This is a genomic window from Nocardia sp. NPDC056000, assembly GCF_042269265.1.
Classification (GTDB): domain Bacteria; phylum Actinomycetota; class Actinomycetes; order Mycobacteriales; family Mycobacteriaceae; genus Nocardia.
Genome location: NZ_JBHJXS010000001.1, coordinates 932,315 through 948,857, shown reverse-complemented (window position 1 = coordinate 948,857; position 16,543 = coordinate 932,315). Strand labels below are relative to the sequence as shown.

At 61.0% G+C, this 16,543-nt stretch carries 13 protein-coding genes; 3 read left to right on the top strand and 10 right to left on the bottom strand.

Annotation, left to right across the window (positions count from 1 at the left end; translation table 11 throughout):
- The first annotated feature begins 736 nt into the window (after positions 1 to 736).
- Positions 737 to 1,780 carry a pentapeptide repeat-containing protein gene (locus ACFC4D_RS04300; protein ID WP_376061761.1) on the top strand — a complete coding sequence of 348 codons (1,044 nt, stop codon included), beginning with the start codon at positions 737 to 739 and terminating at the stop codon, positions 1,778 to 1,780.
- 316 nt (positions 1,781 to 2,096) lie between these two features.
- Here the strand turns inward: ACFC4D_RS04300 and ACFC4D_RS04295 are convergent, their stop codons facing one another.
- The 3 genes from ACFC4D_RS04295 to ACFC4D_RS04285 all read right to left on the bottom strand — a co-directional run bounded on the left by ACFC4D_RS04295 (position 2,097) and on the right by ACFC4D_RS04285 (position 6,443).
- Entirely contained in the window at positions 2,097 to 4,631 is a 2,535-nt protein-coding gene (locus ACFC4D_RS04295) for a tetratricopeptide repeat protein (protein ID WP_376061760.1), read from the bottom strand.
- Positions 4,632 to 4,783: 152 nt separating this feature from the next.
- Positions 4,784 to 5,302 carry a hypothetical protein gene (locus ACFC4D_RS04290; RefSeq protein ID WP_376061758.1) on the bottom strand — a complete coding sequence of 173 codons (519 nt, stop codon included), beginning with the start codon at positions 5,300 to 5,302 and terminating at the stop codon, positions 4,784 to 4,786.
- A 745-nt stretch (positions 5,303 to 6,047) separates the two neighbouring features.
- Positions 6,048 to 6,443 carry a hypothetical protein gene (locus tag ACFC4D_RS04285; protein ID WP_376061756.1) on the bottom strand — a complete coding sequence of 132 codons (396 nt, stop codon included), beginning with the start codon at positions 6,441 to 6,443 and terminating at the stop codon, positions 6,048 to 6,050.
- A gap of 205 nt (positions 6,444 to 6,648) precedes the next feature.
- On the opposite strand from ACFC4D_RS04285, the gene ACFC4D_RS04280 reads away from it, so the two are divergent.
- Positions 6,649 to 8,580, top strand: a complete 1,932-nt coding sequence (locus tag ACFC4D_RS04280) for a hypothetical protein (protein WP_376061754.1) — start codon at positions 6,649 to 6,651, stop codon at positions 8,578 to 8,580.
- Between the two features lie 458 nt (positions 8,581 to 9,038).
- Positions 9,039 to 10,268 (top strand): ATP-binding protein, encoded by a 1,230-nt coding sequence (locus tag ACFC4D_RS04275; protein WP_376061752.1) that lies wholly within the window; start codon positions 9,039 to 9,041, stop codon positions 10,266 to 10,268.
- Positions 10,269 to 10,633: 365 nt separating this feature from the next.
- Here ACFC4D_RS04275 and ACFC4D_RS04270 read toward each other — a convergent pair whose 3' ends face one another.
- The 7 genes from ACFC4D_RS04270 to ACFC4D_RS04240 form a co-directional block, all read right to left on the bottom strand.
- A complete protein-coding gene (locus ACFC4D_RS04270; RefSeq protein WP_376061751.1) occupies positions 10,634 to 10,837 on the bottom strand; it encodes a hypothetical protein in 204 nt (67 codons plus the stop codon).
- 147 nt (positions 10,838 to 10,984) lie between these two features.
- Entirely contained in the window at positions 10,985 to 11,446 is a 462-nt protein-coding gene (locus tag ACFC4D_RS04265; protein WP_376061749.1) for a hypothetical protein, read from the bottom strand.
- 51 nt (positions 11,447 to 11,497) lie between these two features.
- On the bottom strand, positions 11,498 to 12,046 hold the full coding sequence (locus ACFC4D_RS04260) for a hypothetical protein (RefSeq protein WP_376061748.1): 549 nt from the start codon (positions 12,044 to 12,046) through the stop codon (positions 11,498 to 11,500).
- A 730-nt stretch (positions 12,047 to 12,776) separates the two neighbouring features.
- Complete coding sequence (locus tag ACFC4D_RS04255) at positions 12,777 to 13,742, bottom strand: magnesium and cobalt transport protein CorA (RefSeq protein ID WP_376061746.1); 966 nt, start codon at positions 13,740 to 13,742, stop codon at positions 12,777 to 12,779.
- 68 nt (positions 13,743 to 13,810) lie between these two features.
- Positions 13,811 to 14,965, bottom strand: coding sequence for an MFS transporter (locus ACFC4D_RS04250; protein WP_376061745.1), 1,155 nt, complete (start codon positions 14,963 to 14,965; stop codon positions 13,811 to 13,813).
- A 2-nt stretch (positions 14,966 to 14,967) separates the two neighbouring features.
- Positions 14,968 to 15,831, bottom strand: a complete 864-nt coding sequence (locus ACFC4D_RS04245; RefSeq protein ID WP_376061743.1) for an NAD(P)-dependent oxidoreductase — start codon at positions 15,829 to 15,831, stop codon at positions 14,968 to 14,970.
- 100 nt (positions 15,832 to 15,931) lie between these two features.
- Complete coding sequence (locus ACFC4D_RS04240; RefSeq protein WP_376061742.1) at positions 15,932 to 16,510, bottom strand: TetR/AcrR family transcriptional regulator; 579 nt, start codon at positions 16,508 to 16,510, stop codon at positions 15,932 to 15,934.
- Between the last annotated feature and the right edge of the window lie 33 nt (positions 16,511 to 16,543).

Here is a 16,543-nt window from a genome sequence, read left to right as displayed (position 1 = left end):
GGTCCCCGCGTAAGAGGTGACGCTCCGGTCCCCGCGTAAGAGGTGACGCTCCGGTCCCCGCGTAAGAGGTGACGCTCCGGTCCCCGCGTAAGAGGTGACGCTCCGGTCCCCGCGTAAGAGGCGACCCTTCTTGTTGTGGTCGGTATGGAATCCGTCCCGGTACTTGACGGAACTCCGCGTACGCAACCCTCCCTTTGTGGTTCCGACTCCCAACTTGCTTGGCTCCCAACGCACCGTGCCATGCCAAGCCCCTCCTCTTGTGGTCCCCTCCTTTGTGGTCTCCCTTCCTTGTGGTCCTCCCTCTTCCCTCTTCTTCTTGATCTTCTGCTCTCAACTGTTTGGTGGTGGTTTGTTTTCTGCCTGACCCCCACTCTCTTCAGCGAAGCGGGAGAGAGTGGGGGTCAGGCAGGAGACGGGCCGCCACCAAACACCCCAGATCACAGCGATTTCATATCGCACTTTCATCGCACAACTTGTGTGCATTCATTGCGCATCCACTGTGCATCCGTTCCGCATTCGGTGCGCATCGGAAATCGGAGCCAGCGACATTGAAGATCGCGTACGCCTGCCCGAATCCACCGGCACTGCGGCCACCAACGGAGATGACAGCGGAACCTCGTTGTCGCGACCTCGGTGACTTACGCTCGGATCCCGTGCTGCATAGCTCCATCCCGCCAGCCCGCATCACAATCTCAGAGCCGCTGCCCCGCAGACGATTTGCTGAGATCATTGCACGATGAGCATGCCCACGCCCCAGGGACGCCTCGGCCGCCTCATAGATGCCTGGAAGACTCCTCTTCCTCCACCACCGCCAGCCCCTGAGCCAGAACAGGAGCCCGAACCGAGCCGCCTTAACCGCTTGGGAAGAGACATAGGGAAAGCTGCGACGTGGGATGGTTGGCTGAAGCTCGGCGCGATCGTGACTGCTGTCGGCGTACTGGCAGGGCTCTACTTCACCAATAACTCGTTGAAGGCGACCACTGTTCAGAACGAGGCGACGAGGCGCGTAGCTCTCACGGACCAGTTCAACAAGGCCGTAGCAGCCTTGGACAGCGGAGGCCTGAATGCGCGAATAGGAGGTATCTACTCTCTTGAACAACTCTCCATAGACTCCCCGCAAATGCGGAGCGCGATATTCTCAGTTTTAGCCGCCTTCATAAAAATCAATGCGCACACAAAGGATTCGAAGTCATGCGATAATCACACCGACAATCAGATATCCGAAGACGTTGCGGCCGCCCTAGTAATATTCACTCGAAATCAGTTCGGTGATACCCCGATCGCAAGAATCGACTCCGTCTGCCTGCCAGGCGCCAACTTGCGAGGTGCGGATCTGCGCAACATAGAATTCATCAACTCGAATCTAAATCGAACCGATTTTTCTGGTGGCCAAATCGGAGTTACGACCTTCATAGACGCCACGATGGTGAACTCCTTTCTGACCCACGTGAATCTCACAGGTGTATGGTTTCAAAATTCTGATTTAACAATCGCAGACTTCACTGATTCCAATTTGACTGACGCTAGATTCATCGGCGGAAATCTGAGGGGCGCTGACTTTCGGGGGACAGATTTGACAGGAACCTGCTTCGGGAATGTGGACATCTCAGAAGCCTTCTTTGTTGAAGAGTCGCGCTCAGATCTAGCGAAGAATATCAATAAAGCCCGTTTCGTTGGAAACGCCCATGCTGGGACCAGATGGCCGACTGGTTTTAGCCCGCCGACAACGATCGATCGTCCACATAAAGACACAGACGATATTTCTGTTCTCTGCGGGTAATATGCAAGGCGCTCGGTTCTAACGCAAATAAGTAAGACGGTAGACGACGTATTTGGCCGACACCGGCGTCGGACTGAGCTCGGTACCACCCTGAGAGCATCGAGCTGTGGCATCTCATGAGGTTGGTGCCGCGCTGGTCGCGGACTTCCACAACAACTACGACCGCCCGCTCGCCGGCACAGGCACATGGGCACCAATCAGCCGCGTCCCACTCTGAACCCTCCGGATCACCGACGTCGAAATCACTGCTCCTGCGCATCTGCCGCTGGAACCCCAACAGATCGACATAGTGGAACAACGTCATGAGGCACCACAGCTAGTCGTCTTCCATCTTGCGGCGCCACTTCTCCGCATCCATGGAGTCGCCGCGCTGCTCCAGAAGTTCTCGTAGGCGATACTTCGCCAACGAGTCTCCCGATTCGGCGGCCTTGCAATACCAATATTCTGCTTCGACGATGTCTCCCCTTCGATCAAGTTTGGACGCCAGTAGGTAGATCGCGTCCTTAATATCGGCCTCGGCAGCCAGTCGAAGCCAAGGCTCGGCTTCGACTGGATCCTCGAATACCGTCTCCAATAGAGCCCAGATACGAAGCATCGCATATGCGATTCCGTGTTCGGCTGCCTGGCGATACCAGCGCAGGGCGCCCTCAGCGTCTTGACGCTGTTCGCAGATGGCCCCGAGGTTGGACATGGCGATCGGATCATCGAGTTCGGCTCGGCGGCGATATCGTGCCTCGGCTTCGCCCAGGCCATCTCGCTGGTGGAGGAGGAAAACAAGCCTGAGCATCCCTACAAGATCTCCGCGGTCTGCAGCTTTGTAGTACGAGATTTCGGCGTCGGCGAGTTTTCCTTGCTCCTGGAACAGGTCTCCGAGGTTAACCATTGCCGTCGAGTTTCCCGCATCGCTCTCCCTACGCAACCGATGCTCGGCCTCCGTATGCTCGCCGCGTTCCTCCGAGATCTGGATGTACACATTCCCGACCAGGGATCCAGCCTCGCCGGCCTTGCGTTGCCAAACTCCAGCTTCAGCAGAATCGCCTCGTTGCAAATCGAGAAACGTTCCCAAGTCAAGAAACTCCGATTCGCCGCCGTTCTCGGCTGCTCGGCGAAACCAGAATTCAGCCTCGTCAAGGTCGTCACGATCCACGGCGAGGCAAGCGAGCTCTCTCATGGCTACTAGGTCCCCGTCGGCCGCGGTTTGCTGGAGCCGAACCTCTTTTTCTGCCAGATCCACGCCCCTGCTCCGTCGGCTTTCGACGAGTGCACTGAGCGTCCGCACGGCCGTGGTAGGTTCACGACGGTTAGCTCGTTGCAGCCTGACGAGCTCCCCTAGGTCCAACATCGCAGTCAAGTCGTCGCGATCGGTGTTATCGCGGTGACTAGTATCGTCATCTGCATTCGCCTGATCATCCAGATCACTATGCAACCAGCGAAGACCGTTTTTGACGATCAGGAAAGTAGCCGCGCGGAGGTCACCGACACGCGCAGCGCGGCGATACCAGTCGTCGGCGCTGTTGACGTCGTCGTATCGCTGGAGTAACGACCCGAGCCGTTTCATCGCGGAAGTGTTGCCGAGGTTCGCTGCACGTCGGTACCATTCTTCAGCCCCATCGTAGTCGCGACGTCGCTCAATCAGCGCTCCGAGCGCGAGCATCGCCTTATCGAAGTCGGCGTTAGCGGCACGCCGATACCATCTTTCGGCCTCGCTGTCATCGCCGCGCTCGTGACAAAGTACTCCAAGGACATACATTGCCTCCAGGAGACCGCCCTCGGCAGCAGTTCGGAACAGCCGTGAAGCTACAGTCACCCTGCCGCGCTGACGTGCAGCCAATCCAATTGCGAATAAGTTTGCTAGATCGGCGCTTTCTGCCGCGGAGTACCAAAAAGCGTCAGAGATGGGACGCGCTGCATGCTGTTGTCCGTCATCCCATGCAACCAGGTAGTCAAACGGACGATAGCCTCTCGCATGGCTACCAAGCCGGATTGTCGACAAAGCGGCGACACGTCCGGCACCGACAGGCGGTGTACGAGCATCGGAGATAGCAGCATGAATTTGCTGCTTTGTGATCTCGGCTTCCGGGTGGAGCCTGCCCGCCAGCTCGGTGGCGAGTTCAACTAGAACTGGTTCTGGGATGGGATCGGGCCGCCCAACTCGTACCCAATCAATGGCGATTCGGATCGCCGCAAATAGCGGTGGGCTGCTGTAACAGGAATCGCGGTAGCGGGCCAATAGTTCCGGCGCACCGGCCAACGCTTCTCCCAGCCCGTGTTTGCCGAGTTCTTGGTCTGGATAGGCGGCTACTGCGGCTGTCTGCTCTTGGTCGTCCTCGCTCGTTGAGCCAAGCTCTATCGCAACGGCGCTGCCAAGCAGGATTCTGATGTCACGCGTAAGTTCACCAGTGTTGCGACGCAATCGATCACGTGCCTCCAACCGCAACGTGGCGACTACCACCGTGTGCTCTTGGCGAGCCGTTAGTCGCGCCAGGATCGCTGGAGTGACAGGATCGACGTGAGTCAGAAATCTATCAAGATCGTCGAGCCACACCACAATTTGTCCATAGGATTCAGCGAGCTCCGGATGGGCGGCGAGCTGGCTCAATGATCCTGGCGTGGGGGCGAGCAAGCGCGCCGCTGGCAGGTGGGCACGGACGGCTTCGAATAGTGTTCGGGTCTTGCCCGCCTTCGAAGATCCGGTAACGAGGACAAAGCTCCCGTCGACCATTGCCGACGCCAAGCGAGCATCGACTTCATTGCGCGTGCGCGCCACGTATGGGTCGCGTTGCCCATAAAGGCCGATTTCACCGAAGGCCGAGGGTGTGACACCCAACAGATAGGGGTCGGACTCCGCCACGGTAGGCAGAACTCCGTCGCCGAACACTTCGACCAGCTCAGATAGTGCGGCCCTCGATGGGGGCTGGCCATAATTGAATGTGACGTCCCCGCCAGCAGACACACCCGACAAGACAACGGTGGGTGGAAAATTCGACGCGACTGTGGCTGGGTTTACTCCCGTCGCGTCACAGGAGGGTCCAGCGGCCCCTGAATTCCGGCCCGCACATTGTTGATGTCGATATTGCCGTGGAACGTGCTGTCGACTGCCTGCACGCCGGTACCGGATGCCTCGACATCGCTGATCCGCAATGCCTCAGCCTCAACTCTCGCCAAATCGACACCTACCGCTGGTCCCGTTTGAGGCGCGTTTGCGCGCACGATCGCAATCAATCCCTGTGCCGCCGCAAGCAATTCCAGATCTTCTCCAGCGCCAGCGTCATCGAGGTCTTCAGCCAGCGACTCACGTTTGGACAGCGATTCCGGCTTCGTCTCGACGGTTCCGAGGTCGACGCCGCGGTACCTGCTAGTAATCAGGCCCTTCAAGCCGCTGTAAGCATCAACGACTGCCTGTTTCGCCGAATCTTTCAACCCTGCCGCTGCCCCGACCGCAACAGCCGTGGCAACAATCGTCGTCAGAGGCTCCATGTCTCCCTCGATTTCCCCACCGCAGTAGCGGTTCCGTTGTTCCATCCGAGAGCCAGACACCCTGGCTCGACAACCTCCACTGAACCAGCCTGCAACCACGGCAGCAAGGATCAAACTCGTTCTGGGTTGCGGCGGCCGGTCAGGGTCCTCGGGATGAAAGACTCGTAGTGAAAGTCTCCCAGCGCAGTAACAGGTTTCGCGTATACAACCTGCTTTGAATGGGCACTACTGCAGTACCGATCCAGCACCATCATGGTGGCCAATTGGTCGCCGTGCGCTATACGCGGGCGTGAACAATGCCTAGTCGCAGGAACGCCGGAGAACGGGCGGATCGTATGTGACGTACGTAGATGATCTAGATACGAATCTGGGGTCAAATAGTCGCAGGTTCAAATCCTGTCAGCCCGACAGTAAGAACCCCTCCTGGTCGGGAGGGGTCTTCTACTATACCCCACAAACCCCCACCGAATTCGTCGCCCGTCGCGGTTTTCCGAAGTTGCCCTGGGTTGCGCAAGATGACCAAGAGTCGGCCAGATCACCAGGCACACAGGGCTTTTCGGTAGCAGTTGACAGCGAATAGCTGTGTCAAGTAGCGATGCTTTGTGCTAATCCCTAGATCGCAGGTTCGATTCCTGTCCGCCGGTAGGCAAGGGCTCCATCCTGGAGCAACCAGGCAGATGGTTGACATCGAAAGTCGTTGCACGCCAGGGGAAAGCTCGCCCAGCATCAGCTGGGCGAGCCTTCCCGGCTTGGCCGTCGCCTTCAAGGTTTCAAGGACTGTCTCGCTTCATCATGAGCGGTACTTGAACCAAAGTCCGTACACAGCGATCGTGAACGCTGTCGCCGCGGCGATGCTCTGCGTGTCGGCGCGCGCGACAACTACCAAGGCCAGCATGGCGGCGATGATCACTAAGAGCACCAACACGTCCAGAATGGTCCGCAAGCGACTGTGGCGGTGCTCGCTCTGGTCCAGCTGGATGGGACCCTCCACCAGATCTGGCGTTGGGTCTTCCGGATCAGTGGGTCTAGGAGGCACGATCAAAGGGTCCTTCGTTCCGTAGGGACAATCCCGGATCGGATCGGCACCCTGGGCTGCGAAACCGTGGTAACCGATCCGATCCGGTGCACCGACCGGGGTTGGTCGACTGCTCTGAAATTGAATGTTGCGAAAGGGTTTTCGGTCCACCCCGAAAACTCCGTGAACTCTCGGCCATCTGGCAAACATCCGGGTTTGTGGGCAAACTTCTACGGTTTTCGGCACGGCTGCTTGGGTTTTCGGTCAAACTCAACGACCCGTGAGCACTTCACAACCGCAAGCGGAGACAAATACGGCAAATCGGAACCGTGGTGGGAGACCACGCATCACGGATCCCGAGCAACTTCCGTCGTGGATGCCGGACGAAGTCAAAGCACTGGTCGTCGCGCTGAACCTGCTGATGAATCGAGCGAGACTCACAGCTTCTGTAGTTGCCCGGCAACACGGGCTGAAGCTAACCCCGCCCCAGTTCCATGACCGGATGAGCCGCAAGTCCGGTCCGCCGCACGAGGTGTACCGCGGGATCGTGGAATCGGCCGCGTCCGCACTGAGCATCGACCCCATCGAACTGCACAAAGAGCTAGAGCCACTGTGTAGGGCGGTTTACCCGACTGGCCCTGAACTGTGGTCACCGATCCTCGGCAGCGACCAAGCAATATTGGGCAGTCTCGACGCTGGTGGGGCTGAAGTCCGCGGCCGAACAAAGTGGTTGCGCGACCTCCTGCAAAACGCCCGTGAGGACGAGGCCATCGCCGCCCTGGATGAGCATTTCCCCGGGAATGACGGCGTGTTGGCAGCAGCGCTGATCGACATCGCAGCAGTCGACAGGTTCGGGGTTGGGCTGTTTCTCGACACTCTCGCTTGCACAGACTCACACCGGGCAGCCAACGTCGTGCGCGCGATCAGTGAACGTGATGAGCAATCCGCTGCCGCAATAGGTGAGGTCAGTAACCTCTCGATGTCCGCTCATGAAGCTGTCGAAACAGTCGAGCCGACCTCGGGGCCAGACCAGGACCCTGATCTCGTGGCCGGTAAACGGATAGTCGCGCTGTTGGAGCAACGACGCGAGACGCGCCGCCTAGTGCGTGAACTCAAGATCCGAGTCGAGGCCGACGAGGAAATCGCGGGTGGAACTCGTAGATCCTGGCATCGGCCCAATAAGGACGATTTTGACCAGGCTGCCCAGTATGAGCGCCCTCGGTGCAGCAGATCGTTCCAACGCCTGATTTTCGGCATCGCCATGAGCGAGACAGTCCGCGGGCCACATCGGCTGGCCGAGCTACTGCTGGCGCTTCATGATGCCGGTGAGCACCAATGTGTCAATCATTGCGTCACCGCGTTGTTCGATCTCGGGAACAAGTACGGTAAGCCTGTATTGCGTTCCATTGCAAGGGTTTTCGAGAATATGACCACAGATTCCGTGCTGCAGATTTTGTGCTGGATCTGTACTGAAGTGCGACTCCAGGACGACGATACTGGTGCGGCCACACACGATGATCTAGAGATGTTGTTGTGGGCGCTCGACGACCTCGACCTGGTCCTTGTATCGCAGCAGGTGGCTGCGCTACCTGCTGAAGCCGCGCTCAGCATCGGCCGATTCGTGGCCTGTCTACCTAACATCTCATCGTTCTGGCGCCGCATGATCGACAGTCAGGATGGATACCTCGCCGGTGTGCTGCTTGAGCGTGCTCTTGCAGACTGGTTGCCTGTCGACCTCGCGACCCCTCAGCCTGAGGAGTATCCACCATTGCGATGGATCGCCAGCGCCTTGGTTGACGTCGACGCCATGCACCGAATGCCGCGCCACAATCCCCGTGCCGTGCCGATGCACTCGCCTGTCATCACGCTGTTGAAGCGCATGCTCGCCGACCATCCAGCGGCGGCTATCCTCCTGCTGCACGCAGTCGTTGTGGACACGCATCCCAGGAAAGGTGCGTTCTTCAGGGCTCTGACGGACGACGCGGATGCGTACGAAGCACTTACATACACCATCGCCCCTGGTCAGCCCAAGACGGCCGCAGTTCGACTGTTCGAGCACCTCGCAACCAACCTGCCTGCGACGGCGCACCAACTTGCAGACCGGATTGCTACCGAGTTCACAGACAACACGCACCACGTCCTCATGGATCACATAGACGATGCGCCCTTGTTCAGCGAAATCCTGCTTGACAAGCTGGCCGACCTTCACCCGGAAGGGCATTGGGACCTCAAACGTGCACAGGTGCGTAAGGAAAGTGCAGCTGGCCGTCTGAACCGCTTCGCGATGTTCCACAGCGTGACTGTCTAACCGTGCGGTCCCAAACCGGCCCTCAGCCAATTGCAACGCCGCCAACGCCTTCAATCGAACTGCACGACCGTGGTGGCCATTCGGTGGCCACACGGCATGCGCGAGAGCGAACAATGCCTGGTGACAGGGAACTCGGCTGGCACGCTTGACGTGTGCGACGTGCGCAAACGGTCTGGCTGCGAACCTGGGGGTCAAGTGGTCGCAGGTTCAAATCCTGTCAGCCCGACAGAGTGAAAATAGCCGGTCTTCGGACCGGCTATTTTCGTATTTCATTCGACTTGTGAAAGCCTACGGCGGAATGCGCGCGGCCTGTGCGGCTAATCGCGCAGGACAGTGGCGGCAATCCGCGCAAGGGTGCCGCGGCAAAGCGCGCATATAATCAGCGGCAATTCGCGCTCACACTGTGTCATTATTGATGTGTGACCTCGTCGTTCTCCTCTTCGCCTATCGGCCGAATCTTGCCGCGTCATGCGCATTCGGCCGTGCACGAAGCGCTGGCAGATACGCGTGTTGTCCTGATCAACGGAGCCAGGCAGTGCGGCAAGAGCACCCTGGTATCCCGGATCGGGCGGGAAGTCGATGCCGAGTGGCGGAGTCTGGATCGGCCGGAAACGCGGCACGCGGCACAGTACGACCCGACCGAGTTCGTCGACAGTGCCGCACCGCTGGTGATCGATGAGGTGCAGCGGGTTCCGGAACTGCTGTTGGCAATCAAAGAGAGGGTCGACGCAGACGGTCGGCCCGGTAGATTTCTGCTGACCGGATCAGCGCATGTGATGGCTCTGCGCAGTGTGCCGGACGCGTTACCGGGGCGTATGGAGACGATCGAGCTCTGGCCGTTGTCTCAGGGCGAAATCGATGGTGCGCCGGACAGATTCATCGATCTCGCCTTCACGCGTGGTCCGGAATTGAAGTTCAGCGGTGCGGAGACGCGGGACGGATACATAGAACGTGTACTTCGCGGCGGATTTCCCGAAGCTGTTGCGCGAGTGGGAAAACGGCGGTCCCGATTCTTCTCGTCCTATGTCGCGGACCTCATCAACCGGGACGTGATGCAACTTTCGGAGATCGAGCGCACGACGGAGATGTTCGCCTTGACCAATCTGGTCGCGGCACGGTCCGGTCAGCTGTTGGTTCCGGGAACCTTGGGCAGTGAACTCGGCCTGCCGAAAGACACTGTCGCCCGATATCTGCGCTTGCTGGAAGAAGTCTTCCTGATCAAGCGGATTCCAGCCTGGTCGCGCAATCTCACCACCAGAGCGTTCGCGACATCGAAGGTATTCATGGTGGATTCCGGTATCGCCGCCCACCTGTGCGGAGCCGACCTCCGGTCCTTGCGCGCCATAGACGGCCCTTTGGGCGCGCTACTCGAAGGCTTCGTCGCCGCTGAGCTCGCTCGTCAGCTCACATGGTCCGATCAAGACGCCCGGATGTATCACTACCGCACCCGAGACAACGTCGAGGTCGACATCGTCCTCGAGAACAATCGCCGCGAGGTGATCGCGATTGAGGTCAAGGCCGCCGCAACGGTGCGCGGCGATGATTTCCGAGGCCTGCGGCACCTGGCCGACCGTTTGGGCGGCGATCTACTTGCCGGATATGTCCTCTACACCGGAACGGAGACGCTCCCCTTCGGTCCGAAGTTCCGGGCCATCCCGATCTCGGCCCTCTGGGACGCCCGCAGCTGACCATCTCGGTCAAACCCATCCCTGCGTCGGAAGATGGCCTGTACCAACGCCGCCACAGCAGGAGCTTTAGACGACAATCCGGAACGGGCACTCTCGTCCCTGGAACATGCGGTGGACCACTATGGCCGCACTAGGTATGTCACTCCAATGGAGGGTTGATGCAGTGCGACAACGACACCGGGGCGGTCGGGAAGTTCCGGCCGGTCGGGTCGTTCCGGAGTGCGGAGAATGCTAGGGACAGCGCGTCGTGCCAAGCGCTGTTCCATAGCGCGTCCGCGCGGGCGTGGAGCTGGCCTAGTTCACAGCGGTCAGCGAATCGCGGCCCAGAGTGGCGATGGCGTCCTCGAGTTCCCGCCGTAGGTCGCTCATTGCTGGTCATCCTGCTGCAGCGGCACTGATCGGATCGGGCGGGGGCCGTCGGTGTAGTAGTCGTGGGCGACTCCGTAGGACCAGCAGACACAGTCCTCGTGGACCACATTGTTGTTGCGGCCGAACAAGAATCCCTGTTTCTGCTCGACCCACTCTCCGCAGTCGCTGCAGCGGGCGCGATACCAGTTCCTGGCAGCCATCGTGTTCCTCCTCGAAATGAATTCCTGGGGGTGCCGCGGCTGCTCGTGGTCTAGATCCGCGGTTCGCCAGGGTTGATGGGATGGCGCACCGATGCGCGGTGTACGAATACGTCGACATTGAGGCGTGCCAATCGATGCTGTTGTGGCTCAACTGATCTCGATGAGTAGCAGGATCGTGAAGGCGATCAGCAGCAGCGCGATCAGCCAGGCCCGCCGCATCAGCTTCGTGGTCATGGTCGCGATTTTTCGGCTGAACTGTTGGCGGGTGGTTTCGAGTTCGCTTGCCAGTCGCGAAGATTCGGCTGCGGCGGTGTCGGCGCGGCTGGTCTCGGAAGCAATGGACCGTGCCTGGTTAACGATCTGGTTCTGCTTGGTCTGCAGCTGCGCGGCTTGTTGCTTGATGGTATCGCGGAACGAGTCGCGGGCCTTTCGTGTCGCTGCGAGACGGTCTTCGAGGTCTTTGATGGTGTCGGCTTGTGCTGCGGTGCGCAGCTTCCAATCAGTCACGGTGGCCCACCCTGCTTGCTTGTGATCTTTGTTGGCCCATGCCAGTTCGCCAGCGACCCACTGTTTGAGGAACTCGCGGACCGAGACTTCGGTGACGGTCATGCCTGCACGGGAGTCGTAGGTGAGAAATCCGGTATGAGCGCGGTAATCCGCTTAGGTCGGTGCGAAGGAGGCGATGCCCAGTGCGGGTAGCCGCGCGACCCAGTCACAGTTGCGGGTCAGCCACACCACCTCGTGCACGCCGGCCGTCTGCTGGTCGGCGGTCCGCTGTGCCGCGTTCTCGTAGCTGAGGTCCGACCATTGGACTTCGACGGAATAGCCTCGACCGTCGCTACTCTCGCCGAAAATGTCCGGTTTGCGGACGCCCAAGTCGACCTCGACCTCGGCGGCGACACCGCGGACGCGGAGCTCGTCGCGGACCCAGTACTTGAACCGGTAGTGCAGGAAGGTTTCCCGAGCAGCACGCCGCTGGGCGGCCGTCCCTTTGGGCCCGTAGCCCTTCCCGTGACGGACGAACAGGTTCCTCACCTTCGAGTGGTAGATCTCAGCGGGGCGTCCACACACCAGGCAGCACAGTCCGGTCCTGTTCTGCCACGTCTGGAAGACGTCCTCGCTGGCGATGTCGACGTATTCACCAAAGGGTCCCAGCGCGGCGGTCATCCGCTGTGCGAAACAATCGGCGCTTCCGGCAGATTCGTTCATGTCCCGACCCCGACACTCGCGAAATAGTTACCCGCACAACGGTAACCGCGACCACCGACTAATCCACGGAAAGTCCCACGCGGGCGTAACTGACTGTTGCACTTGCACTTTCATCTGTGCGGGCGATGTGGATTTAGTCTGGCGAGGGTGATTCCTTCGGGATGCCGTCCGATGAGCGCGGCCGCCTGGGACATGAGCGAATCCCTCTTGTCCAGGGCGACCCGGCGACGAAGTCGGGTTACCGCTGCAGTTCGGAGTCAGCGAATAAGGATCGTCATTATCGCGGTCGATACCGTCGTGATGATGGGGGTAAGGGCGATGATCCACTGGCGTAGGCGTTCTTCGCGCGAGGAACGCTGGGGTCGCCGGACGACGGGAGTCCGAGCAGCGTTCGGGTGCAACCTGCCTCGAAGGCGTTTGGGTGCAACGGCTTTGGCGTTCGCGTCATCCATGCGAAACCCCCCTTTATGGTGGTCTTTCCACCGCGTCGGGACGGGGCAGTGGGGCAGAACGGCTCGGTCTGAACTCCCGTCCTGTGGGAGCCTTCGGTCGCCGCTCGCAGGGTGCGGCGATCCGCGCCGCACACCCCACTGAAAACCAACCTACAGTCTGTTTAGCCAAGAATCTACTGCATTGTCGGTATGTTTTCCTGAGTCACGTTGGCGGACGGAGGGTCTCGCTCGTCACGGAATGGTCGATGACACCGCCTCGCTCTATCGGTGCTGTGGCGTCAGAGCCAGCCCTTGCGGCGGAAGAGGGCTTGGACGAGGGCTGCCAGGGAGAGCATGAGGGTTAGGGCGGTGGGGTAGCCGTAGGTCCAGGTTAGTTCGGGCATGGTGTGGAAGTTCATGCCGTAGATGCCTGCTACCAGGGTGGGGGCGGCGGCGGTGGCTACCCAGGCGGAGATTTTGCGCATGTCTTCGTTTTGGCGGATGCCTACCTGGGTGAGGTTGGCGTTGAGGATGCCGTCGAGGAGTTCTCGGCGGGCGGTTACGCGGGTGTCTATGTGGCGGAATTGGCGGTCTATTTCGTGGAGGGCTTGGGCGCCTACGTTGGCGCTGTAGGGGTCTTGGGTGATCCAGGTGGGGAGGCGGCGGCGGACCAGGCGTTCTAGGGGTTCGTCTACGAGGGGGGAGGTGGTTTGTTCGAATTCCATCAGGAGGCGGCGTAAGCGGTAGATTTGTTCTACGGGGTTGGCGCCTTTTGTTGAGAAGACTTCTCGCTCAAACTGTTTGATTTCTCGGTCCAGGTGGTCGAGCAGGGAGAGGTAGTCGTCGATGATGAGGTCGAGGACTATGTGGAGGGCGGCTAGTGGGCCGCCTGCAAGTTCGGCGTCGGAGTGTGGGGGAGTGAGGTCGCCGCCGATGGTTACGATGAAATCCCTTCCTACGGCTATCAATACGTCCGATACCTCGAGGGATGAGTCCTCGGGGTTGTAGTGACCGGTGGTCAGGGCGATGATCACGGTCTCGCCGTGCACCTCCAATCCGGGACGCTGCAGCGACCGATGAGCTTTCGCCAGCAGAACGGGATCCGATCCCACCGCGGCGTGCAGCCGGGTGAGATCGGCATCGTCGAGATCCCGCACCCCTATCCAGGCGAACGCCCCTGGTGCCAGCTCATTGCGAGCGGAGGTCGTCGCCTGGGAACCGGGGAGCTGCTGCCCATCGAGATAGATGGCGTCAACGGTGATCATGCGGGCATTGTGCCGGGTCGCGCGCGGGGCAGACAACATCCCGCAAGCTCGCGGCACCCCGCCATCGGCTACCGTCGCGCCGCGACCACCAGCGCTGCCAGCGCCGCGACCGCCGCCGCGATCGGCAAGGATTGGGTTCCGTTGCTCTGCAACAGAATCCCGCCCAGCAGTCCACCTCCCGCGACAGCGAGGTTGAAGACCGTCACCAACATCGATTGGGCGAGATCGGCTTCCGGCCCCGCCGCCCGGCCGATAGCGGTTTGCAGGAGAGTGGGAGCGCCACCGAAGGCCAAGCCCCAGGCGATGATTCCGATGATCGCGGCGACAGGCGAACCGCCCGCGATGGCGAGCACGATCGCCGCCGCCGCGAAGACCCCCAGGCTGACGAGTGTCGTTGCGCGCAGCCGAGTGTCGACCAATGCCCCGGTGGCCCAGATCCCCGCGATAGCGGCCGCGCCGAAGATCAGCAGCATGAGATCGGTGCGCGACTGTAGACCGGAGCGGGCGAGGAACGACGAGATATAGGTGTAGAAGACGTTGTGCGCCAATATCCAGAGCAGAACCAGGGCGAGCACCGGTCGAACACCGGGGAGCGTGAACACGTGGCGTAGCGGGAGTCGCTCGTGTGCGGCCTGGCCGGGCTGATCGGGCACCGCCACACGGATCCACACCACCAGGACCGCCGCCAAGGCCGCGGTGATCCAGAAGGCCGCGCGCCAATCCATGAGCGTGCCGACCCAGGTGCCCAGCGGTACCCCCAATGCCAAGGCGATCGGTTGCCCGACACCGACCACCGCGAGCGCACGGCCCTGTGAATGTTCGGGAACCAGCCGACGGGCGTATCCGGCGAGGAGCCCCCAGATCACGCCCGCCGACATACCCGCGGCGAAGCGCGCACCCAGTGTCAGTGCATAGCTGGACGATACGGCGGTTACCGCATTGAATACGACCATCCCCGCGACCGCAGCCAAAAGCAGTGGGCGACGCCGTATTCCGCGAGTCGCGGTGATCACCGGAATAGCGGCGGCGACCGAACCCAGCGCGTAGAGCGTGACGAGCTGACCGGCCTGGGATTCGGAGACGCGGAGCCCGCCGGCGATCTGCGGTAGCAACCCGGCGGGCATGGTTTCGGTGATGATGGCCAGAAATCCGGCCGTGGTGAAGGCCAGCAATTTGCCTACGGGCAACCGGCTCGCGGCCGGTGCGGCGGTGACGGCGGTCATGGTCAGCGCACCTCGCGAGCCAGGTAGGAGGCGGCCATATCGGCGGCGTCATGCCCCGCGGCGGCGGCCCTGCGGAACCGCTCCAGCCCGGCCGCGCTGACATCGACCGCGATCCCGGCGCGGTCGGCCGCGTCCACAATGAGACGAGAATCCTTGACCGCGTTGGCAATCGAGAAGGCCGTCGAGAAATCGCCGAGCAGTGCCGCGTTCGCCTTGGACTGGAAGAATCCACTGTCCAGTGGTCCTCCCGATACCGCCTCGACCACCAGCCTCGGATCGACACCCAATGCCTCGGCGAGGGACAGGCTTTCAGCGACACCGTGGGTCAGCGCGAACACCAGACTGTTCAGCGCGAGCTTGAGTCGTGTCGCAGCGCCCGGCAACTCGCCGACCCACACCGTCCGGCTTCCGATCGCATCGAAAACCGCAGTGGCCAAGGGTCGTTCACCGTCCGGACCGGCCGCCAGGACGACCAATCGGCCGAGCTCGGCGGGCTGTTTGGTACCCAGCACCGGTGCGTCGTAGAGGATCAGCTCACGCTCGGCGGCGAACTCGGTCAACTCGTCGATATCGGCGTCACCGACCGTGCCCAGCTGAATCCACACCGTGCCCGGCGCGGGCGCGGCGGCCGCCATCACCTGCCGTACCGCCGCGGCATCGGTAAGTACCGTGACGACGACCTGCGCGCCGGACACGGCCTCGGCGGCGAACTCCGCGACGTGAATTCCATCGTCGACCAAGGGCTCCGCCGCAGCCCGAGTCCTGTTCCAGGCACGAACGGTGAAGGTCCGCAGCAGGTTTCGCGCCACCGGCGCGCCGATGATCCCGGTGCCGAGCACGGCGACGGTCGGTGTTTGCTCTGTCATGAAGAGAGTTCCTCACTTATTTTGACTGATCGTTACACTATGAAGGCAGCACAATGCCGCCGGACTGAAAGTTCTTTTACGAGCGCTTGATTCGCGACCGCTAGAGCGAAGCCAGCGCGGTCTCGACCGTCCCGATCATGGTGTCGCGATCCGCGGTCTTACCGAGCACCCGAAGCCCGTACATGACGGTGAGCAGATACGCGGCCAGCGCACGCGGATCGCGATTCGCGCTGATCTCGTCATCGCGCTGCGCCCGCTCCAGCGCCTCTTGGAACGCATCCTGCATTCGATCGAAGATCCGGCGCACCTGCGCCGTGGCCTCCGGATCGCTGCCGCCCAGCTCGACGATGGAATTGACCGCCAGGCAGCCGCGATTCGCCGGAACGGTACCGGACTCCTCATCGACAACCGTCATCAGCACCGTGCGAATACGCCCGCGCACGGGCCCCGCCCCGCCGAGTAATTCGACTTGGCGCACAGTCCATTCACTCTCATAGCGGCGCAATGCCTCCATGAACAGCTGATGCTTCCCGCTGAAGGAGTGATAGAGGCTGCCGCGCCCCAGTCCGGTGGAGTCCACCAGATCCTGTGCGGAGGTAGCTGCGTACCCCTTGTTCCAGAACGCCGACATGGCGGCATCGATCACATGATCGGTGTCGAATCCCTTGGGACGAGGCATATCAGCACCCTAACATGTAGTTGAACGACTGTT